At 69.0% G+C, this 21781-nt stretch carries 19 protein-coding genes; 11 read left to right on the top strand and 8 right to left on the bottom strand.

The genetic code is table 11. The features are described 5' to 3' along the window. Nucleotides 1-58: 58 nt before the first annotated feature. From MKK51_RS11010 to MKK51_RS10995, 4 genes are all read left to right on the top strand, one after another. Nucleotides 59-1456, top strand: a complete 1398-nt coding sequence (locus MKK51_RS11010; protein ID WP_243977066.1) for a Wadjet anti-phage system protein JetA family protein — start codon at nt 59-61, stop codon at nt 1454-1456. Between the two features lie 151 nt (nt 1457-1607). After that, the gene (locus MKK51_RS11005) at nt 1608-1874 is read left to right on the top strand and encodes a hypothetical protein (RefSeq protein ID WP_027171305.1); all 267 of its coding nucleotides are present in this window, start codon (nt 1608-1610) and stop codon (nt 1872-1874) included. Between the two features lie 91 nt (nt 1875-1965). Further along, on the top strand, nt 1966-2601 hold the full coding sequence (locus MKK51_RS11000; RefSeq protein ID WP_243977064.1) for a DUF4194 domain-containing protein: 636 nt from the start codon (nt 1966-1968) through the stop codon (nt 2599-2601). Between the two features lie 172 nt (nt 2602-2773). Continuing rightward, nucleotides 2774-6229, top strand: a complete 3456-nt coding sequence (locus tag MKK51_RS10995; protein WP_243977062.1) for an SbcC/MukB-like Walker B domain-containing protein — start codon at nt 2774-2776, stop codon at nt 6227-6229. A gap of 44 nt (nt 6230-6273) precedes the next feature. Here the strand turns inward: MKK51_RS10995 and MKK51_RS10990 are convergent, their stop codons facing one another. The 6 genes from MKK51_RS10990 to MKK51_RS10965 all read right to left on the bottom strand — a co-directional run bounded on the left by MKK51_RS10990 (nt 6274) and on the right by MKK51_RS10965 (nt 11233). Beyond that, a complete protein-coding gene (locus MKK51_RS10990) occupies nt 6274-7212 on the bottom strand; it encodes an ABC transporter ATP-binding protein (protein ID WP_243977060.1) in 939 nt (312 codons plus the stop codon). A gap of 25 nt (nt 7213-7237) precedes the next feature. Next, nucleotides 7238-7501, bottom strand: coding sequence for a hypothetical protein (locus MKK51_RS10985; protein WP_243977058.1), 264 nt, complete (start codon nt 7499-7501; stop codon nt 7238-7240). A 211-nt stretch (nt 7502-7712) separates the two neighbouring features. Then, entirely contained in the window at nt 7713-9404 is a 1692-nt protein-coding gene (locus MKK51_RS10980; protein WP_243977056.1) for a SpoIIE family protein phosphatase, read from the bottom strand. Continuing rightward, nucleotides 9401-10258: a GGDEF domain-containing protein gene (locus MKK51_RS10975; protein WP_243977054.1), complete on the bottom strand. Its 858-nt coding sequence runs from the start codon at nt 10256-10258 to the stop codon at nt 9401-9403. Before MKK51_RS10975 ends, MKK51_RS10980 begins: the two co-directional genes overlap by 4 nt. 5 nt (nt 10259-10263) lie before the next feature. Then, nucleotides 10264-10659 (bottom strand): DUF1987 domain-containing protein, encoded by a 396-nt coding sequence (locus MKK51_RS10970; RefSeq protein ID WP_243977053.1) that lies wholly within the window; start codon nt 10657-10659, stop codon nt 10264-10266. A gap of 13 nt (nt 10660-10672) precedes the next feature. Continuing rightward, complete coding sequence (locus MKK51_RS10965; RefSeq protein ID WP_243977052.1) at nt 10673-11233, bottom strand: SiaB family protein kinase; 561 nt, start codon at nt 11231-11233, stop codon at nt 10673-10675. A 339-nt stretch (nt 11234-11572) separates the two neighbouring features. Here MKK51_RS10965 and MKK51_RS10960 point away from each other — a divergent pair, with 339 nt between their 5' ends. The 6 genes from MKK51_RS10960 to MKK51_RS10935 all read left to right on the top strand — a co-directional run bounded on the left by MKK51_RS10960 (nt 11573) and on the right by MKK51_RS10935 (nt 17809). Then, complete coding sequence (locus MKK51_RS10960) at nt 11573-12646, top strand: HD-GYP domain-containing protein (RefSeq protein ID WP_243977049.1); 1074 nt, start codon at nt 11573-11575, stop codon at nt 12644-12646. A 302-nt stretch (nt 12647-12948) separates the two neighbouring features. After that, nucleotides 12949-13572: an FMN reductase gene (msuE, locus tag MKK51_RS10955; protein ID WP_243977047.1), complete on the top strand. Its 624-nt coding sequence runs from the start codon at nt 12949-12951 to the stop codon at nt 13570-13572. A 165-nt stretch (nt 13573-13737) separates the two neighbouring features. Next, nucleotides 13738-14526: an aliphatic sulfonate ABC transporter permease SsuC gene (gene ssuC / locus MKK51_RS10950; RefSeq protein ID WP_243977045.1), complete on the top strand. Its 789-nt coding sequence runs from the start codon at nt 13738-13740 to the stop codon at nt 14524-14526. 51 nt (nt 14527-14577) lie between these two features. Continuing rightward, nucleotides 14578-15441, top strand: coding sequence for an ATP-binding cassette domain-containing protein (locus MKK51_RS10945; RefSeq protein ID WP_243977043.1), 864 nt, complete (start codon nt 14578-14580; stop codon nt 15439-15441). Nucleotides 15442-15487: 46 nt separating this feature from the next. Next, nucleotides 15488-16651, top strand: a complete 1164-nt coding sequence (ssuD, locus tag MKK51_RS10940) for an FMNH2-dependent alkanesulfonate monooxygenase (RefSeq protein WP_243977041.1) — start codon at nt 15488-15490, stop codon at nt 16649-16651. Between the two features lie 183 nt (nt 16652-16834). Next, nucleotides 16835-17809: a sulfonate ABC transporter substrate-binding protein gene (locus MKK51_RS10935; RefSeq protein ID WP_243977039.1), complete on the top strand. Its 975-nt coding sequence runs from the start codon at nt 16835-16837 to the stop codon at nt 17807-17809. A gap of 6 nt (nt 17810-17815) precedes the next feature. Here MKK51_RS10935 and MKK51_RS10930 read toward each other — a convergent pair whose 3' ends face one another. Further along, nucleotides 17816-18532: a hypothetical protein gene (locus MKK51_RS10930; protein WP_243977037.1), complete on the bottom strand. Its 717-nt coding sequence runs from the start codon at nt 18530-18532 to the stop codon at nt 17816-17818. 312 nt (nt 18533-18844) lie between these two features. On the opposite strand from MKK51_RS10930, the gene MKK51_RS10925 reads away from it, so the two are divergent. Then, entirely contained in the window at nt 18845-19555 is a 711-nt protein-coding gene (locus MKK51_RS10925; protein ID WP_243977035.1) for a L,D-transpeptidase, read from the top strand. Nucleotides 19556-19572: 17 nt separating this feature from the next. Here MKK51_RS10925 and pbpC read toward each other — a convergent pair whose 3' ends face one another. After that, the gene (gene pbpC, locus MKK51_RS10920; protein ID WP_243977033.1) at nt 19573-21777 is read right to left on the bottom strand and encodes a penicillin-binding protein 1C; all 2205 of its coding nucleotides are present in this window, start codon (nt 21775-21777) and stop codon (nt 19573-19575) included. Nucleotides 21778-21781 lie beyond the last annotated feature (4 nt).

The raw sequence follows: 21781 nt of genomic DNA, 5'->3' as shown, positions 1-21781 counted from the left end.
GTTGCGGCCGGTCGATTGACTCCGGCCCGCGGCGCGGGCTGTCCTCGCCCGCGCCGCCATGCTGTTCACCCGCCTCCTCGACGATCTGTTCAAGCCGCTTGCCTCGCCGAGCCGGGCCTTCAACGCGGCTCTGCTGCTGCATCTGCATGCCAGGGTGTTCGCCGAGACCACCGACCCCCTGCGCAAGAGCGAGCTGCTCGCCTCCATCGGCGATTTCTCCGCCGACTGGTCCCAGGGCGAGATCGCCGACGACGAAGCGACGCCGGTCGATCCGGTGGAGCGACGCTCGGCGGTCTACCGGCGGCTTCTCGATGCCGGCTGGTTGGTGGAACGGCGCGAGCGCTACGTGCCGGTGGTCGATTTCGATCCGGATGCCCGCCTCGTCATCGAAGAACTCGCCCGTCTCGACCGGGGTGAGACCCGCTCCTATGGCGGCGCGGTGCTGGAGGTGCTGGGCAGCCTGGAAAGCGCCGTGACCAACCCGGCCGAGCGCTCGGAGGCTCTTGTCAACGCGGCCAAGGCCTCGCGCGCCTTCCTCGGACACCTGCGCAGCCTCGCCGGCTCCATGCGCAAGATCGAGGAGCGGATCCTGCGCGAGGAAGACCAGGGCGTCGCGTTCCGCCTCTATTTCGAGGAGTTCGTGGCGCGCCATCTCGTTAGCGACTACCGCACCCTGCACACCCGCCTGAACCCATTCCGGTTCCGCTCCGGCATCGTCCGCGAGGCGGGCCGTGCGCTGCGCGATGACCTCACCCTCCGGGCCCTGGCCGAGGCGGGCCTGCGCGAGGGCAGGGCGCCCGACCTGTCCCTCGCGGAGCGGGCGGTGCGGGCGGACCTCGCCGAGATCCTCTCGATCTTCGAGGGGCTCGACCGGCATCTCGACGCGGTGGCCGATATTGTGGCACGCCTGGAGCGCCGGATCGCGGCGGCCCTGCGCTACACCGATCATCGCGATTCCGACCGGATCGAGCGCACCGCCGCGGCGTTGCGGGCGGTGGGCGCCGCCGAATGGTCCGAGACCGCTCCCTCCGCCGAGGTCTCGCTCCTGCGTCCGCCCATCGGCGAGCCGCATCTCTACACCCCCCGCCTGCGGCGCGCAGCGATCCTGTCCGAGCCACTGCCGGAGATTCATCTCGATCCAGCCATCGAAGCCTTCATCCTGGCTAAGGACGCCTTCCGCCAGCGGGTGATGGTGACGCCGGAGCGCGTCATTGCCTTCGTCGAGCGCAAGCTCGGGGGGAGCCCCGCCATCCGGGGCTCCGAGATCGTGGTGGCGGATGTCGACGAGTTCGTGGTGTTCCAGCGCCTGCGCGAGATCGACGTGCTGTTCGATGGCATCCTGACCACGCGCTACCGCCTCTCGCGAGTCGCGGGCCGCGTCTCCAACGGCTGGCTCGACTGCCCGGATTTCCTGGTGGAGCGACGAAACCCGGCGGTCCGCCCGCGCGGCGCCTGATCGGGGACGAGTCCCGCATCCGGTTGCAGACGGTGATGATCCGGGACTTCTGCCTGATCACATTGATGAGTCCGGACTTGGCAGACATCGAAAGGAGGATCATGCTTGCCGAAGATCCGCCGAAGATGCGGGAATATTGGGAGTTGCGCCGATGACGTCCGGTAAATGCTTGATCAAGTCCGCCTGGATCGCGGTCGAGGTGGGCAAGGAGAGATCCGAGCGCGTGCTCGTGGTCGAGACCTACATCGCCGTCAGTCCGCTGGAACGGAACTTCGACCCCTCCCGCTACGACCGGGTCGTGGCGGAGGTCCAGCGTGTGCTCGCCGAGAACCCGTCCATCGACCGCGCCTCGATCCTGAGCATGCATCGCGACACCCAGTGCCTGTCGCTGTTCAAGGCGGCTCAGCAGGCGGCATGAGAGGCGGGCCTTTGTGAAAGCACCGCGATCCGGGTAACGAGGCGCCATGGCGGGACGGGTGTTCCGCTTCGACGCTTCATGGATTGTCGGGATGATCGAGGCCTTCCGCGCCATCGTCGACGGCGACGAGCCGCCGCCTCCGGGGGCGCGGGCGCCGTCCGAGGAGGATCTGACGCGGGCGCTCCAGGTGCTGCTCAAGAGCCAGTGTGTCTATTCCGATACCCCCGGCATCGGGCGCTCCTACGAGATCGCCCGGCACTACGCGCCGTTCTTCAAGAGCTATTTCGCCTGCCTCGGATACGGGTTCGAGGTCTCGCCCCGCGACCAGATGGTGTTCCTGCGCGTGCCCCCGGACGGGGTGCGCCACGATGGTCAGGCCGAGCGCCTGCGCAAGGACGAGACCCTCGTCCTGCTCGCCTTGCGCCTCGCCTACGAGGAGGGGCTGCGTGCGCACCGCGTCACCACCGACGGCGTGGTGGAATGCACCACCGACGACATCGCCGAATCGATCCGCACCGCCGCCCGCAGCGAAGCGCCGGAGGAGGCGCGCCTTACCGAGATCCTGCGCCTCTTCGCTCGCAAGGGGGCCCTGCGTCTGGGCGAGCGCGACAAGGCCGAGAAGATCACGCCGCTGATGCTGCTTCCCGGGATTGCCGTGCTCTCGCCCGATGCCTGGATGGATCAGGTCCGCGCATGGGCCGCGGCGCGCCTCGACGACGACGGCTGAATGCGGTTCGCCGGGCCGGCGAACCGATGGTTAAGATTTCACATGAAAACATTTTGGCGTGGGGACGCATCCGTCCCCCATGGAGGAGGCGACGCCGCCGCCCGACTTGCATCACGGGCCGACGGCGTCCATGCCGGACCACCGAAACGCCTCGCACGGAGCCGCCCGACCGGTGTACCGCCTCACCGACATCGTCCTTTCCAACTGGTACCTGATTCGGCGCGAGCAGATCCGCATCCGGGGGGCGGCTGCCCTGGTGGGGCCGACGGGTGCCGGCAAGTCGACGATCTTCGATGCCGTCGGAACGGTGCTGGCCGGCAACAACGCCAGCCGGCTGGCGCTCAACGCCTCCGCCTCCGGGCGCAGCGCCCGCACGGTCCGCGATTACTGCCTCGGCTGGATCAGCGACCCGGCCGAGGGCGGACGCCCGACCCGCGAGGCCTGCGAGACCCTGATCGTCCTGGTCTTCGAGAACGAGACCACCGGCCGCACCGTCTCTGTAGGCCTCGCCCTCGCCGCCCGTGCCGAGGACAGCCGCGAGACCACGCTGTCGCGCTTCATCGCGGTCGGCCACAGGTTCGAGATCGCCGATTACGTGCGTGAGACCGCCGAGGGCAGTTTCGTCGCGCCCTGGCCGGAGATCGCCAAGGATCTGCGTATCCAGGCCGACCGATTCGAGGAATTCCGCTCGTCGGGCGAGCGCTTCACAACCGAACTGCTGGCGCTCATGCGCGAGGGGGCGTCGAGTCCGGAGCCGCGGCATTTCCTGCGCACCTTCTCGAACGCCGTGGCGTTCAAGCCGATCTTCGATTCCTCCGCCTTCGTGCGCTCCTTCGTGCTCGAACCGGAGCCCCTGGACGTCGCCCGCATCCGCCAGTCGGTCGAGAACTGGCGCCGCCTGCTGGAGACGATCGAAGAGTTGGAGCGCCGGCTCTCCCATCTCGGGCGAATCCTGAAGCGCTACGAGATCTGGGCCGAGGCCAGCCTCTCGGCTGCCCTCGACGACCTGCGCGCCGCCGGTGCCGACCTGCGCCGCCGCATTCTCGACTATGCGACCGCCCGCTCCAGGCTCGGTGAGGTCGCCGAGCGCCTGCGCATCGCCCGCGAGAGCGTCGCCACCAGCCAGGGCTTCGTGCGCGAGATCGACGGGGAGATCGCAGGGAAGAAAGCGATGCTGGCCGGGAGCCAGGGGGAGGGGCGGCTCGCCGCCTCCAATGCCGGCCTCGCCATGCTGGCGCGCGACAAGCGCGACCTCTCCGCCCGCGTCTCCGATCTCGTCGGGATGGTGCAGGAGGCGGGCAAGCTCAACACCCTGTTCGCCGAGATCCAGCGGATCGACATCGACGCCGCCCGGATCGTAGCCGCCTGCTCACGCTCCGGCCTGCGCCGCGATGCGCCCTCCGAGGAATCGCTACGCTCGGATGGCCCCCTCGGTGGCCTGATCGAGATGCTCGCCGCCCTGCCCGACATCGCGACCCCCCTCGATACCGCCGCCGAGGACATGGCCCTTCGCGCCCGCGCCCAGGAGAAGGAGGCGCAGGCGCTCTCGGCCGAAATCGGCACCGGCCGCGCCGGGGGCGCCCGCCTCTCCTCCGACACGACGGGCTTTCGCGACGAGCTCGCCCGGCTCGGGATCGAGGCCACGCCGATCTGTGAGCTTGCCGAGATCACCGATCCGAAATGGGGGCCGGCCCTGGAGGGCCTGCTCGGCGGAGCCCGGGAGGCCCTGGTGGTGGAGCCGGACAGGCTGGGCGAGGCCTTCGCCCATCTCGAAGCCCGCAAGAGCCAGTTCTACCGCTGCCTGCTGGTCAAGACCACGGATACCGCCCGGCGCCGGGGAGGACGCGACGACGAGGGGCCGATTTCGCTCATCGAGACCCGCGATCCCCATGCTCAAGCCTTCCTCGCCGCGCGCCTCGGCGGCTACGATCTTGCCCCCAACGACGCGGCCCTGGCCCATATGAGCCGTGCGGTGGCGCCGAGCGGCCGCTCCACCTCGGGCATGGCCTATTCCGTGGTGCGGCCGGTCCAGCTGATGATGACGCGGGGCAGCCGCGGCCCCACGGCGGAGAGCCGGCAGAACCTGGAGCGCGCGGTGGCCGAGGCGCGGCGCCTGCGTGGCGAGGCCGGCGTCCTGCGCGAGGCCGCCCGCATCGCCGCCATCCTGCGGGTCCGTCTCGCCGAGATGAATCTCGACATCGTCTCCCTGCGCCAGGAGGCGGACGCCATGGAAGGGCGCCGGCGCAGCCTCACCACCGAGCGCGAGGCGGTCGAGAAGGCCGATACCGGCGCGCTGGAGACCGAGATCAAGGAGCTCGCCAAGGAGCGATCGGCCTATCTCACCGAACTCGTCCAGGTACTGGAGCCCAAGCGCGACGGGCTGCTCGGCGAGGAAGCGGGCCTGAAGGCGAAGGTCGCCACCGCACGGGAGGCGATCCGCGCCGCGCTCCAGGCACGGCGCACCGCCCATGCGCGCTGGATCGCGGGGGATTCCGTCCGCATCCGTCTCGTCAGGCCGGATGGATTCGACCCGCGGGCGGTGGCCAAGGTACGGGCCGATGCGGCGGGCCTCGAGTCCAAGGAACTGGCGGCTTTGGCCAATGCGGCGCGCGGCGCCGCCCGCGAGGCGATGGAGACGGCACGCACGCAAGGCCGTGCCGCCGAGCGCGATCTTGCGGAATACTGCGTTCAGTGGCGGATCGAGAATCCGCTCGGCAACGGCGATGCCCCGGCCTCGTTCGGATTTTCCTGGGTCGCCCGCGCCCATGACGAGGTGGCGGGGCACGAGCTGCGGCGCTACCGCGACCAGGCCGTGCGAGCGGAGAGCGAGATGCGCCGGCTCATGACAGAGGACCTGCTCACGCGCCTCGCCGACAAGTTCGAGCGGGTCCGCACCCGCCTCGACGCCCTCAACGAGCGGCTCTCCACCCAGACCTTCACCGGTCAGACCTATGCCTTCGAGGCCACGGTGGACCGCCGCTACGCCGCCGTCCACGCGCTCGCCACCGAGGTGGCACGCTCGGCCGACGCGGCGCAGGCGATCCTGCCGGAGGAGGGCGGGGACCCGCCCACGGGGCCTCTCGCCGCCGCGATCGAAGAGATCACGGCTCTCATCGCCGGGGACGAGAGCGCGGCGCGTCTCGCCGATTACCGCAACTACTTCGTCTACGAGATCGGTATGCGGGACAAGGCGGGCAACCGCACCACCATGTCGAACCGGGCCCTGCGCGGCTCGGGCGGGGAGGCGCAGGCGCCGTTCTACGTGGCCATCGCCGCCTCGCTCGCCTCGGCCTACTACCCCGGCGACCGGCCCGGCGACGAGAATCCCGGTCTCGGCCTCTGTCTCCTCGACGAGGCCTTCTCCAAGCTCGACGTGCGCAATTCGCAGGCCCTTGTCGACCTCTACCAAGCCTGGGGATTGCAGCTTCTCATCGCGGCCCCTGAGGACAAGCGCACGACGCTGACCGAGGTGATGGACACCATCGTCACCGTCTACAAGAGCCCGGACCTGACCTCGGTGCGGATCGAGGCCGAGCATCCGCTCGAGACGGCCAAGCGTGCCCTCGCTGCGATCAATCCGGAACGACAGGGCATCGAGACGTTCCGGGTCTCCGACACGGCGGAGTAAAGGAGTACACTTCCTCGGTGCGCTCGGCCGGGACGAACGCGCGATCAGGTCCGTGGCGACGCGGCGTCCCGTATGGCGGCGAGAGTCAGGATGGCGGGGGCACCGCTCCCCGTGACCGCGAGGTGATCGGCGCCGGTCGAGAGGAGCAATGCCAGGGCGTCTTTCAACGACGTCTCGGCAGCGACGCTCGGCGCATTCTCCGCCTCGCCGGGAACCGCGACCGTCCCGACCTCCGTCAGCGCCAGACGGCGCAGGGCGCGGTCCTCGCCGACGAAGCTTTTCACGAAGGCGTCAGCGGGGGCGACGAGGAGGCGGTCCGGCGTACCGGCCTGGGCGATCCGCCCCTCGCGCATCAGCACGACGCTATCACCCATCCGCATCGCCTCGTCGATGTCGTGGGTGACGATGATGACGGTCTTTCTAAGCCGGCGAAGGATTGTTCCGATCTCGCTCTGTAGCCGGCTACGGGCAACGGGATCGACGGCGCCGAAGGGCTCGTCCATGAGGAGAACGGCAGGGTCAGCCGCCAGAGCGCGGGCGACGCCGACGCGCTGGCGCTGACCGCCGGAGAGTTCGTCGGGCCTGCGGTCGCGGTAATCCTTAGGATCGAGGCCGACGAGAGCGAGCATCTCGTCCACGCGATCCGCGATCCGGGCGCGCGTCCAGCCCAGGAGGCGCGGCGCGGTAGAGACGTTCTCGGCGACATTTCTGTGCGGAAACAAGCCAATGCCCTGCAGCACGTAGCCGATGCCCCGTCGTAGCCGCACCGGATCGACCTCCGCCACGTCCCGTCCGTTGAGGAGGACGCGCCCGGCATCCGGTTCCACGAGCCGATTGACCATGCGCAGGGTGGTGGATTTTCCGCAGCCGGACGGGCCGATCAGGACGCAGGTCGTGCCCTCGGCGATGTCGAGGTCGATCCCGTCGACGGCCGGTCGATCCGCCCCGGCAAAACGGCGGGAAACGCCCTCGAACCGGATCATCGACCGAGCCTCGCGGGCTCCGATCTCAACAGCCGAGGCAGATCGAGCCCATCGTGGTCCGCATCTTCCGGTCCCAGGCCTTGTCGCGGGCGGCGGAGACCTTCTGCGCCTTGAGCATGTCGCTTTCGGTGGAGGCCCGGTTGTAGGTGGACGTCGGAGGCTTTGTCACACCCATGGCCGTGGTCATGCGCTTGGGGGCCGGCTGCTGCGCCGTGTTCGATGGCTGTGCCTGGACGGGCAGGGCGACAAGCAGGCCCAGACAGACGGACGCGGCAAGGAAGCGTGTCATGATCGATCTCGACTCTTGGGAACGTGGAGAGACGCTGCAGAGGCAAACGAAGATCGCACCCTGAATACCAACCTTCCTCGTCCATCATGACGGCAAGGTTGAGGCGTCGCGACCCGATCTTCCGAATGGCAGGCTGCGAGAGTGCCGAATTGCCCTGTGGTTTTGCGTGTGCCAGCGCACCGTGCGACGATGGCCCCCGTTCGGAGGCGGATCAAACACGGCAGGTTGGCCGGAACGCCACCAGGGTCATGTCGTCCCGGCGCCCCTCGGACCCGCGATAGGCCGCAAGCTCGGCTTCCAGTGTCCCGATCTGCAGGCCGAGTTCCTCCTCGCGGGTGCGCAGGAGGATATCCGCGACACCGCGATGCCCGAGCAATTGGCGCTGCGTCCCGTGGATTCCCATCTGGTCGGTGACGCCATCGGTCATCAGGTAGAAGGTGTCGCCCGGCGTCACATCCAGGGTGACGTTTCCGGTGCTGAACCGCTCGCTCCCATGGCGCGGGTAGCCGAGCCCGCGCTTCGCCCCCCTGATGCGGCTCACCCCCGTATCCGTGACGGTGGTGAGCGAGAGGCCGGCGCCGGCAAAGGTCAGGCGCCTCGCCTCCGGGTCCCAGATGCACACGCCGCAATCGAGCCCGTCGTCGGAATCCGAACCGCGCCCGTCCTGGCGCAGTTGGGCACGGACCATCTCGTCGAGGGCCGCCAGGATCTCCGCCGGCGAACGCAGGCCGCGCTCGTGCAGCACGCGGTCGAGGGCGGTGGCGACGATGAGCGTGATGAACGCGCCCGGCACGCCGTGGCCGGTGCAATCGGCCACGACGATGATGCTGACATCACCGAGGCGTTCCAGCCAGAAATAGTCGCCGCCGACCTGATGCAGCGGCTCCCACAGAACGGCGACGTCGAGGCCGGCACCGGCAAGCGCCATCCGGTCGGGCAGGACGGAGGTCTGGATACGGCGGGCGTAGCCGATGCTTTCCATGACCTGGTGGTTGGCGTCGGCGAGCTTGGCATGGGCCAGTTCGAGGTCGGCGAGGAGTTGCTTCGCCTCGTCGCCGGCACGCAGACCCTCCACCATGCGGTTGAAGGCCGAGGAGATCACGTCGATCTCGTTGCTGGCTCGCACGGCACCGTCGAACTCCACAATCGACCAACGCTTGTGCTCGACCTCGCGCATGGCGAGGAGGAGTCGTTTCAGGGGGGCGAGGACGTGCTTGCGGACATTGGCATGCAGGGTCAGCACGAAAGCGAGCATCAGCACGAGGGTTGCCCCCACCGCCAGCAGCGCCTGCTTCTCGGCGCTGCTGCGCAGGGCTTCGGTGGACAGTCCCAGCGTCAGACGTCCCACCGGCTCCGCGCGCTCCGCCACCGTGACGGCGGCGGAGGCACGGATGAGCTCGATGCTGCGTCCGCTCGGCATCTCGCCGATGGACATCACCAGGCCACCCTCCGCGTTCCAGGCGCGGACGAAGCGGAATGCCGGATCGAGGGTCAGTGCCTGGATCTGCGTCGTGTAGACGTCCGGCCGCTCGCTCCAACCCGGCCGGGCGATGGCCTGGGCTGTGAGGGTGACGAGCAGGTTCGCCCGTTCGGTATAGAGCCTGAGACTGTCGGTGTAGTTCACCCAGGCGATGCCGACCTGCGTCACCAGCACCACGATGGCGATCACCGGGTAGATCCGCAGGAACAGGGTATGTGCGAGACTGTCGAGGTCGCGCCCCCGCGCGGAGCCGCGCAGCGCCCCCGGCCGCATCGTGCCGGGGGCGGATGCCGAAGCGTCGGTGAAGCCGGCGAGGTCCAGGAAATCGTCGCCGCGCAGGGGACCACCCCCCCTCAGGGAGCGCTTGCGGGCGGGCGAGCCGATGACGGGCGATGCCTTGTCGGCCGCCGGATCGGAGGTCATGGCGGCGGTGCGCCCCGGATTGAGCCGCGGAACGAGCGGACACAGCCACGGCCGGCATGTTTGGCGGCATAGAGCGCGGCATCGGCCCGGCCGAGCGTCTGTTCGAAGGTTTCGGTTCCCTCGATGGCCGCGACGCCGATGCTGACGGAGAGCGCCAGCGGTCCGCCAGGCCATTCCACGCCTGTCTCATCGACAAGCCGGCAGAGGTCCTCGGCGACCGCGAGCCCGGCATCGGCTTCGATCTCGGTGAGCAAAATCGCGAACTCCTCGCCGCCCATGCGGCCGACCACGTCCACCTTGCGCAGGCGCCTCCGACAGGTCTCGACGAAGCAGATGAGGGCCGCGTCCCCGGCGGCATGGCCGAATTCGTCGTTGAGGCGTTTGAACCGGTCGAGGTCCGCCATGAGGAGGCAGGCGGGAATCCCGTCGCGTTCGTATCTCAGCCATTCACGCCGGCTGATCTCCATGAAGCGGCGTCGGTTCACCGCGCCGGTGAGGTCGTCCGTATCGGCGAGGCTCCTCAGCTTCGCTTCGAGACGCGTCCGATGCTCGATCTCGCCGGAGAGCGCCTCGTTGAGGGCCTGGAGGTCGCGTTGCTGCTCGGCGAGGCGGCGATTCGCTCTCTGCAGGTCGAGCTGGATCCGGTCGCTCAACCTCACGAGGCGGCGCTGCTCGTCATAGCTGCGGCGGTAGGCTTCGGCGAGTTGCTGGACGCCGACCGCCACCTGGGCGAGGCCGGCCAGCATCCCATCGGTTTTCACCAGGACCGCTTCCTCGGTGTCGTACAGGCTGAACGCTTCGCCGACGAGGGGGGAAGGGTCGATCTGCGGAACGACCTCAGGCTTGACCTTCATCCGTGTCAGTTCCCCGCCCGCGAGGTCTCGACGAGATCGAACCGTGCGTGGGAAAAGTCGGAGGCGAAATCCTCTCCGGCCTCGGCGATGGTCTCGTCGCCCTCGGCATAGACCCAGCGGATGGTCACGCCACGGCCTTCGCCGGCGGCGTCCTCGAGGGGCATGAACAGGTTCATCAGCCCCTTGGCGCTGGAGCTGTTGAAATAGACCAGGGCGACTTCGAACACGATCGGATCAGAGCTCGACGCGGCGAGGTGGGTCCGCAGGGCATGGAGCAGGGGACCGAAGAAGGCCGCGGCATCCTCCGGATACGACTCGCCGCTCAGCCTGAAACGGCCGGCAGCGAAGTCGAAATCCACCTCCGGGGAACGGGGGGTCGCTGGGATCTGAATCCGGTCCATCGCTGGGGCGCCGTCAGATAAAGGCTTTGAGGCAGAACAGGCTGCGCTCGCCGCCGAGGTCGTGGAATTCGAACTCGACCGGTGCGCTCGATCGGCGGGCGATCTCGATCAGCCCGATGCTGCCTCCCAGACTACCTTCATCGGGGGCCTGGCGCAGCTTCTCGCGGTAGAAGCGCTTGAGTTCTTCGCTGGACATGCCGGAAATGTGGTCCAATCGCTCATGCAGGATGGCGGCATCGGCCTTGGGAACCTCGTTGCCGCACACGACGAAGAAGCGTGCGTTCTCGACGCCGACCACGATCATTCCCGCACTGATCATGCTGCAGGAGGTCCCGTCCGCGGGGAGCTTGTCGGCCGAATAACGAATGATGTTCTGCGCCTGCTCGACAAAGATCGAGAAGACTCGCTTGGCGATGGTCGCGTCCGTCTCACCCTGGATCATCCGAAGCTTCAGGACTTCGCCGAGGGAAAACAGGACGTTCTCCGAGATGTCTCCGCCGAACGAGAGAATGACACCATTACGCTTCGATGTCTCGAAGAAGGATTTGAAGTCCCGCGCGAGCAAAGCATCCACCCTCCCGATGGCGGAAGGTGCCGCGCGGTGAGCGCCCACCTTCACTGGCCCGCCCGCACTAACCCGAATGCCTTTAAGGACGGTTACTGCCGCGGGATCCGGCGGACTGCAGGCAAATTTCGTTCCATCCAGTTAACCAGGGCGACAGGATTAGGTGAGGCCGCGACATGGTTCCGACAGGGGAGCGATCCCGGTCCAAGGTGTCGATGATAGATCGGACCGCGGTGCATTCGTTCTGCGGAAAGAAACAATTTATAGGGATTTGTTTCTGTAAACCTTGCGGGTGCGCAAGTGTGTGAGCACGGACGCAGACCTTCCTGGTCTGAAGCGGATCGGATCGTGACACAAGACAAGTCCGTCCTCATCGTATCGGATCGACCGGACCGGGTGAGACTGCTGGCGCGCGCCATCACCACCATCCTGCCCTGCCGCAGCGTTCTCGGGGACCAGTCGGTTCCCGCCATCCTCCCCGTCGTCGCCGTCATCGATCTGGATCCCCGTGACGGCGTGGCGGCATCCTGGGTGGTCCGTCTCCTCGCCCTGCGCGTGCCCTGCCTCGTCCTCACCAACGCGCCCGCCCACATCTCGGACAAGGCGAATCCGGCCCTGCGCGTCACGGCGGCCGACACCCCGCGTCCGACCATTCTCTCCCTCCTGTTCATCCTCATCGAGGCCGGCCAGAAGCTGCGGACGCGCCACGCCCGCGAGACCGCCGCGTTGGAAGGCAAGGCGTTCCGCGCCTGCTCCGTGGTGGCGGACCTGTTCCATGCGGCGCAAACCGATCGGCCGGTCTCCTCCGAGGAGGCCGATGCCGGGACCGACGTCATCCTGGAAGCCGTCTCGGAGGGTGGCATTCGCGCGTGGCTTGAGGTGATCGGACGCTACGACGAGTTGCTCTACCAGCACTCCCTCAGCGTCGCCGGCTTTGCCGCGGCCTTCGGCTTCCACCTCAAGATTCCCCGGGCGGACCGGAAGCGCCTCGCCAAGGCCGCGTTGCTGCACGATATCGGCAAGTCAAAGATCCCCCTCGCCATCCTCAACAAGCCCGGCGCCCTGACCGCGAACGAGATGACGATCATGCGCTCGCATGCCGCCTCCGGCGCCGACATGCTCGCCCGGCAGGAGGGGTTCGATGCCTCCATGCTCGACGTGGTCCGGCATCATCACGAGATGCTCGACGGCAGCGGCTACCCGGCCGGCCTCTCCGGCGATGCGATTCCGGATCTCGTCCGTCTCGTGACGATCTGCGACATCCACTCCGCCCTCACCGAGAGGCGGCCCTATCGCAAGCCTCTCCCGCATGCCGAGGCCCATGCGATCATGCTCGGCATGACGGGCAAGCTCGACATGCCGCTCCTGCGGGCCTTCCAGCCCATCGTCCAGCAATCGTGCCATGGCGACGCCCTGGTCTAGCTCCTCGAGTCGTTCGGTTTGCCGAACCTAGTCCGGTTCGCGAGAAGGGTTGTTCCGGGCCAGCCCCGCCGATCGACCGCAATTTCTGCAAGAAATTGCCAAGTCGAAAGTTTCATCTCCTACGGAGACGTCTTACCGAAGACCAATCTCCCACGTCCCGTTCTTTTAAAAGCACGTTTCGTTGACCCGGATCGCCGCTGCGATCACAGTTCGGCAACGATGCCGAGGGGCATTCCATGACCGGACGGCTCGTTCGGATGGATGCCTCCGGCGCATTCCCGAACCCGATCGGTAGGCGCTCGATGTCTCTTCAAGGCAGCTCTTTTTCAGGCCCGCTTCCTCGCATCGTCGGCTTCAGCGCCAACCTGCAGCGTCCCTCCAAGACGCGGGCGCTGGTGGAGGCGGTGGCCGAGGCGACCGGCGCGCGGCTGCGCGCCGACATCCGCCTGTTCGACGTGGTCGATGCAGGAACCGGGCTTGGCGCGGCCTGGTCGCGCGATCAGCTCTCGCTGCCGGCCCGGCGCATCCTGGAGGCGATCGAGAACGCCGATGCGCTCATCGTCGGGACGCCGGTCTACAAGGGCGCCTATACCGGCCTGTTCAAGCATCTGTTCGACTTCGTCGATCCGGCGGCGCTCGCGGGTAAGCCGGTCGTGCTCTCGGCCACGGGCGGGGGGGCGCGTCATGCCCTCGTCGTCGAGCATTCCCTGCGCCCCCTCTTCGGCTTCTTCAGCGCGCAGACCGTCCCGACCTCCGTCTATGGCAGCGACGCGGATTTCTCCGACGGTGTTCTCACCGACGAAGGCGTGCGGGCGCGGGTGTCCGACGCGGCGAGCCAGCTCGCGGCACTGCTCGGGGCGCGGGCGAAGCCTGCCGCCTCCCATGACACGGCACCGGCCGCCGCCTTCGCCGCCCCGAGTCGATAGGCCAATCGGCCGGCCGCATCGGGGACGCGGTCCGGAGACGCCCAGGTCGGCGATCGCCTCGAGGCCTGAATCCAGACGGTGGTGAGCGGACCTCATCACCGTCTGCCCGCGCGACGGCGCGGCGGCGGGTGTCCGCCGATTGGATAAGTCAGCAAGGGCTGGATCATGTCACGGCAGAGCACCTTCGGTTCCGACATCCTCGGCCGCCTGACGCCCTGGCTCGTGCCGGTGGCGATCATCGCCGGCTGGCAGGCGGCGGCCTCCACCGGCCTCGTCTCCACCCGATTCATGCCCGCCCCCTCGGACGTGATCGCCGCCGGCTGGCAGGCGAGCCGGACTGGCGAGCTCTGGAGCAATCTCTGGATCAGCTTCCTGCGCGCAGCCGTCGGCTTCCTCATCGGCGGCAGCATCGGCTTCGCCCTCGGGCTCGCCAACGGGCTGTCGCAGCTCTCCGAGAAGCTTACCGACACGACCCTGCAGATGGTGCGCAACATCCCGCACCTGTCGCTGATCCCCCTGGTGATCCTGTGGTTCGGCATCGACGAGGAGGCGAAGCTCTTCCTCGTGGCCATCGGCGTGTTCTTCCCGATCTACGCCAACACCCTCCACGGCATCCGCTCGGTGGACCCGCAGCTGGTGGAAATGGGCCGGGTCTACGGCATGTCGCCCACCACCCTGTTCCTGCGGGTAGTCCTGCCCGGCGCGCTGCCCTCGATCTTCGTCGGCCTGCGCTATGCGCTCGGCATCATGTGGCTGACACTCATCGTCGCCGAGACGATCTCGGCCTCCTCCGGCCTCGGCTACATGGCGATGCAGGCGCGCGAGTTCATGCTGGTCGACGTGGTGGTGCTGGCCATCGTCATCTACGCCCTCCTCGGCAAGATCGCCGACACCCTGACCCGGCTGCTGGAGCGTTCGTTCCTCGCCTGGAACCCGGCCTACCGGAACATCTGAGGGGCCTCGCGACATGCCCCCGTTCTTCCATCAACCCCACGGACGACGTCCATGACCGCCTCCACCCTGCTGCGCGCGCCCGATGCCGCCCTCGTGCCGCCCCGCGAGGTTCCCGTCGTTCCCCAGGCCCGCCAAGCCACGCGCCCCGCACCCACCACGGGCACGGGTACGGGTACGGGTACGGGGGTCGCCGTCACCCTGCGCGGCCTGTCGAAATCCTTCGACGGCCATCGGGTGATCGAGGGGCTCGACCTCCACATCCCGGCTGGTCAGTTCGTGGCCATCGTCGGCCGCTCGGGCTGCGGCAAGAGCACCCTGCTGCGCCTGATCCTCGGGCTCGAACAGCCGAGCTCCGGGCGGATCGACCTCGAGAACCAGGGCGCGCGCTCGGCCACGAAGCGGATCATGTTCCAGGAGCCGCGCCTGCTGCCCTGGGCCAGGGTCGTCGACAACGTCGCCGTGGGTCTCGGCGGGGCCGGGCGGCGCCAGGAACGGCGCGAGCGGGCCGCCGGCGTGCTGTCCGAGGTCGGCCTCACCGACAAGGCCGGCAACTGGCCGGCGACCCTTTCCGGCGGCCAGCGCCAGCGCGTCGCCTTGGCGCGCGCCCTCGTGAGCCGCCCGGGCCTGCTCGCCTTGGACGAACCCCTCGGTGCACTGGACGCTCTGACGCGCATCGACATGCAGGACATGATCGAGCGGATCTGGCGCAACCAGGGCTTCACCGCCATCCTCGTCACCCACGACGTCGCCGAGGCGGCGGCCATGGCCGACCGCATCCTCGTTGTCGAGGAGGGCCGCGTCGCCCTCGACCTGACCGTGGACGTGCCCCGCCCGCGCCGGCGCGGCGACCCCGAACTCGCGCGCCTGGAAGGCCGCATCCTCGACCATCTGCTGAAGGACCGTGCCCCGGTCTGATCCCCGGACGCGCGCGATCCCACCGGCACAACCCCAGGAGCATCCCATGACCGCAGAGACCGACGTCCTCTGGTTCCTCCCCACCCACGGCGACGGCCGCTACCTCGGCGCGCAGGAGGGGGCCCGCGACGTGTCGCTGGCCTATCTCCGCCAGATCGCGCAGGCTGCCGACGAGCTCGGCTATTACGGCGTGCTGCTGCCCACCGGCCGCTCCTGCGAGGATTCCTGGGTCATCGCCTCGGCCCTGGCCGCCCTGACGAAGCGCCTGCGCTTCCTCGTGGCGGTCCGTCCCGGCCTGCAGGAGCCGTCCATGGCGGCGCGCATGGCCGCGACCCTGGACCGGATCTCGGACGGGCGCCTGCTCATCAATGTCGTCACCGGCGGCGACCCGGTGGAACTGCGCGGCGACGGCGTCTTCCTCGACCATGACGAGCGCTACGTCGTCACCGACGAGTTCCTGCACATCTGGCGCGGGCTCATGTCCGGCGAGACGGTGAGCTACGAAGGCAAGCATCTCAAGGTGGAGGACGGCCGGGTCATCTTCCCGCCGGTCCAGAAACCCTATCCGCCCCTGTACTTCGGCGGCTCCTCGCCGGCCGGCATCGAGGTCGCGGCCGAGCATTGCGAGGTCTACCTGACCTGGGGCGAGCCACCCGCCGGTGTGGCGGAGAAGATCGCGAAGGCGAAGGAAGCCGCCGATCGGAAGGGAAAAACCTTCTCCTACGGCATCCGTCTGCACGTCATCGTCCGCGAGACCGAAGGCGAGGCCTGGGCGGCGGCCGAGAACCTGATCTCGCGTCTCGACGACGAGACCATCGCGCGGGCGCAGGCGACCCTGAAGCGCCAGGATTCCGTGGGCCAGAGCCGGATGATGGCGCTGCATGGCGGCGACCGCTCGAAGCTCGAAGTCTCGCCCAACCTCTGGGCCGGCGTCGGCCTCGTGCGCGGTGGCGCCGGTACGGCGCTCGTCGGCTCGGCCGATCAGGTGGCCGACCGGATGAAGGAATACATCGACCTCGGCATCGACCGCTTCATCCTGTCGGGCTACCCGCATCTGGAGGAGGCCTACCGCTTCGCCGAGCTGGTCTTCCCGAAGCTTCCCCTGCGGTCCACCACCGGCGTCCCCCCGAGCAACGCCCGCAACAACGGCCCCTTCGGCGAAGTCATCGCCAATGACATCGTCCCCAGCCGCCGCATCGCGGCGCATTGAGGGAGAGGGGGGCGACGACCCCGTCGTCGGCGCCACGAGGCGGCAGCCGACGGTGAGTCACCCTCGCTTCGACTTCGCCTCCACTCACCGGATGCACACCAAGGTGCATCCGGTCCTCATCCCGCAAGCGGGGCGAGGGGGGCTCACCGGACATCCGTTCCAGACGCTGCACGAGGACATTCCATGCCCCGTTCCACCGCGCGCACCCTCTCCCCGCCCAGGCAGACGACCCTGGCCTTCCTCACCGCCCTGGCGTTCCTGATCCTCGGCACCCTGCTGACGCGCGCCGAGGACAAGGTCATCCGGGTCGGCTACCAGAAATACGGCACGCTGGTCCTGCTCAAGGGAAAGGGCCTCCTGGAGAAGAAGCTGGCGCCGCTGGGCTACCGCGTGACCTGGGCCGAGTTTCCCTCGGGGCCGCCGCTGCTGGAGGCGCTGAATGCCGGGGCCATCGATCTCGGCTCGGCCGGCGAGGCCCCGCCGATCTTCGGGCAGGCCAACAACCCGGATTTCCTCTACGTCGCCCATGAGCCGGCGGCACCGCTCGGCGAGGCGATCCTCGTCGCCACGGACAGCCCGATCAAGACCGTCGCCGATCTGCGCGGCAAGAAGATCGCCCTGAACAAGGGCTCCAACGTCCATTACTTCCTGGTCGAGGCCCTGGCCAAGGCCGGTGTGCCCTACGAGGCGGTAACGCCGGTCTTCCTGGCGCCCGGCGACGCGGTCGCGGCGTTCTCGCGCGGCGCCGTGGATGCCTGGGTGATCTGGGACCCCTTCCTCGCCTCGGGCGAGCGGGCCACCGGCGCGCGGACTCTCGTCAACGGCACCGACATCGTGCCGAACCGCCAGTTCTACCTGTCGACGCGCCCATTCTCGGACGCCAACAAGGAGGCGCTCGACACCACCCTCGCCGCGATCGGCGAGATCGACGCCTGGGCGAAGGACAATACCGACACGGTGGCCGCCGAACTGGCCCCCGCCATCGGCATCCCGGCGCCGATCCTCACCGTAGCCCTCAAGCGCCTGACCTACGGCGTGACGCCCCTCGACGCCGCGGTCATCGCCGACCAGCAGAAGGTGGCCGACACGTTCCACCGCCTCGGCCTGCTGCCGAAGCCGATCACGGTGTCCGACGCCGTGCGCAAGTCCGGAAGCTGACGGGTTCTACCGCGCCACCGGCGCCGGCATCAGCCGGCGCAGGACGAGGTGGGTGGTGCCGCACAGGACCAGCGGCACGGTGACGAGAAGGCTCGCGAACCAGGCCCAGGCCGGCATCAGCGTCTGGGCAACGGCGTCGCTCATGCCCCAGACGTAGTTGATGTTGACGGGGACCAGCCCCGCATCCGGACGCGGACCGGGCATCAGGACGAAGCACACCATCAGCACGGCGACGGCGAGGCCGGACCAGGCCGCCCAGGCGCGCCGATCGTAGCCGAGGCGCCAGACCAGGTAGACGAGGAGGAACGGCAACCAGCCGTGGAACAGCGAGAGCGCGCGCAGGAAGAGCGGGTTCTCGGCCTTGACCATGTAGGCGGTCATGCCGGTGAGCGGCACGCCCACGAGCTCGGCGAGGAAATCCGCCACCCACAGCACCTGCGGCGCCAGGATGCCCACCGCCGGCATGGAGACGAGGAGCGGGCTCTCCCGCCAGATGCCGACCAGGGTGAGGATCAGCGCAAGGTCGCAGAAGTAGAGGAAGTTGGTCGGCCCGTACCAAGTCCAGTAGACGGGCACGAGCACCGCCATGAAGGCCGTATAGGCGAGTTTGAGGGCCAGCGGCAGGCGTAGTTTGCCCGCCGGCGCGAGGGATGAAGCGACGTCGGCCAGCGCCGCTTCCGCGACGGTGAGGGGGGCGGTCACCGGGACCATGCTGCCGCTCATGTCCGATCCCCATTCATGTCCGCCGCCCCTTCGTCCATCGAATCACCCGGCCGCGTTGAAGCTTGGCCGAGACGGAGGACATTCGAATCCGCGCGCCTCCGGCGTGACGCGTCGCACGCGCGAAGACTGACCCTGGTAGGAACGCCTTCTGCTTACACGGAATGAAGGGAAGGAGAGGGAATGCCGAGCTTGCCAGCCAAGTCGGGGACCGGCTAACTCAGCTTGGCAGTCCGCTGGACGGATGTCCGCCGGTGCGTTGTGCCGTCGGGCCACGGGACATGGCGGACCGCAGGACAAGGGAAGTCCGGTATCATGACGATGGACTCTGGGAAGGCCGCTGCCGGCGGAATGGACGAGATGGCCCGGCTCGGGCGCCGGACGGGGCATCTCAGCCGCCGGTCGTTTCTGGCCGGTTCGGCCGCCGGGTTCGGCGCGCTGGGGCTGGCCGGTTGCGCGACGACCGACGGTCTGATCCTCGCCGAGGCGGCGACGATCTACGGGCCGATGCCGGACGAAAAGTTCCCGATCCCGGCCACCGACATCAGGAAGATCGACCCGAAATACTATCGCCGGACGGTGCGCTACGAGACCAAGGAAGCGCCCGGCACGATCATCGTCGATCCCGGCAATTTCTATGTCTACCGCATCGAGGAGGACGGGGCCGCCACCCGCTACGGTGCCAATGTCGGCCGCGCCGGGTTCCTGTGGAGCGGTGACGCCTATGTCGGTCGCAAGTCCGAATGGGCGACCTGGACGCCGCCCAAGGAGATGATCCGGCGGCAGCCCGAGGCGGCCAAATACGCCCGCGGCATGCCGGGCGGCCTCGACAACCCGCTGGGTGCCCGTACCCTCCATCTCTACCAGAACGGCGCCTATACGCTCTACACGATCTACGCCTCGAGCGAGCCCGACTCGATCGGCACGGGCATCACGAGCGGCTGTGTCGGCCTGCTCAGCCAGGACATGATCCACCTGTATTCACGGACGCCGGTGAAGACGAAGGTGGTCGTCCTGCCCGCGTAGGGAGAAGGACCGGCCCGTCACTCGAGCCTCACCACCACGCTGTCGCTGGCTCCCGATGCGTCCATCACCGAGATCCTGGCGAAGCCCGCGCCGTCCGGTGCCCATTCCGACTGGCGCCGGGGGCTCTCGGCGACGGGCAGGCTGTTGACCATCCAGGTGAGGGGCGGCACGCCGCCGAGCGCCTTGAGGGCGAGGCTCGGTGGGGGGCCCGGCTCGGCGAGGCCGAGATCGATGCGGGCTCCGTCCGGCGGGTAGGCGATCTTGAGGGCCGAGCCGAGAGCCGCCGATAGGGTCTTGGGCACGTCCCTGCGGATGTGGCGCAGGGGCGGCGGCAGGCCGGCGGTGGTGGTCACCAGGGCGTCGCGGGGCATCGGCACGGAATCGGGCTCGCCGCCGAACTGCGAGAACGCGTCGAACAGGATCGGCGCAGCCACCACCCGCCCGACGAGGCCCGGCACGGCGTTGCCGTCCGGCCGCCCGACCCAGACCGCGATGGTGACCCGCCGGTCGAACCCCACCGCCAGGGCGTCGCGATAGCCGTAGGACGTGCCGGTCTTGAACGCGATCCGGTTCGGCAGCGCGTTCTCGGGGGGCGGCGCCCCGCGCAGGGTGTCGGCGACGTACCACGCCGCCACCGGTTCGGTGACGCGCGTCTCCGGCGGGGCCGGGGCGGCCGGCCCGTCGAGGCGGCGGATCAGGTCGGGAACCGAGCCTCCCCGGGCGAGGCCGGAGAACAGCCGCGCGAGGTCGGTGAGGGTGATGCCCAGGCCGCCCAGGGCGACGGGCAGGCCGGGCGCGGTGTCGCGCGGCAGGTCGATCCGGGCTCCCGCGCCGCGCAGGCGGGCGATGAAGCGGGCGGCACCCACCGCCTCCAGCAGGTCCACCGCCGGCACGTTGAGGGAGAGCTGCAGGGCGCGCCGCGCCGTGACGGTGCCCTGGTAACTGAGGTCGAAATTCTCCGGCGCGTAGGAGCCGGCGAAGCGCACCGGCCGGTCGTCGAGGAGGGTCTCGGGATGGGCAATGCCGTTCTCGAAGGCCAGTGCGTAGATGAACGGCTTCAGGGCGGAGCCAGGCGAGCGGATCGCCCCCGTCATGTCGATGGCGCCGGAACGGCTGGCGTCGAGATAGCCGGCGCTTCCCACCTGGGCGATCACCGCGCCGGTGCGGTTGTCGATGGCGAGGATCGCCGCCGAGATGCCCGGCCCCATGGCGGCGGCGCGCTCGGCCGTGAGCCGTTCGAGGCTCGCCTGAAGGCGCCCGTCGAGGCTGAGGCGCTGGACCCGCGCGACGGGATCGGCGGCCATGGCCGCCTCCGCCGCATGGGCCGCCAGCATCGGGAAGGGTTTTCGCTGGTCCGGCACCGGTTCGGCCTTGGCGGCCTTCGCCTCGGCGGGCGTGATGACGCCGCGCGCCGCGGCGATGTCGAGGACCCGGTCGCGCGCCTGCCGCGCACGGGCGGGAAAACGATCCGGCCGGCGTGCCTCCGGCGCCTGCGGCAGGCCGACGAGGAGGGCGGATTCGGCGAAGGAGAGCCGGGCCGGCTCCCGCCCGAAATAGGCGAAGCTCGCCGCCCGCAACCCCTCCACCGGACCGCCATAGGGGGCGAGGGCGAGGTAGAGATCGAGCACGCCGTCCTTCCCCAGCCTGCGTTCCAGCTGGACCGCCCGCACCATCTGGCGGAGCTTGGCACTGAGCGAGCGCTCGGGCCGCGGCTCGACCAGGCGGGCCACCTGCATCGACAGGGTGGAGCCCCCCGACACGATCCGGCCGTGACGGAGCCATTGCCAGGCGGCGCGCAGGGTCGCGGCGGGGTCGATGCCGTGATGGTCGGCAAAGCGCCAGTCCTCGTAGGCCTTCAGCATGGCGAGCATGCGCGGATCGACCTCCGCCGCCGTCACCGGCAGCCGCCAGCGCCCGTCGGCGGTGGCGAAGGGGCGCAGGAGATGGCTCTCGCGGTCGAGGATGACGGTGGAGCGGAGGTTGGCTTGGGTCAGGTCGAGGGGCGGGAGGGTCGCGACGAAGCGCCAGAGGGCCAGGGCGGGCAGGAGGATGAGGAGGGCGATGACGCTCGCGAGAACCCTCCCCCCTTTGCGGGGGAGGGTGGCCCGCGAAGCGGGTCGGGAGAGGGGAGCGCGTGGTCCGGAGAGGTCGCCCCCTCTCCTGCCTGCTCCGCAGGCACCCTCCCCCGCAGCGGGGGGAGGGTAGGGGACGGCGCGATCCATGGCC

This window comes from Methylobacterium sp. E-045, assembly GCF_022829685.1.
GTDB lineage: Bacteria > Pseudomonadota > Alphaproteobacteria > Rhizobiales > Beijerinckiaceae > Methylobacterium.
This window is presented reverse-complemented; position numbering and strand designations above follow the sequence as displayed.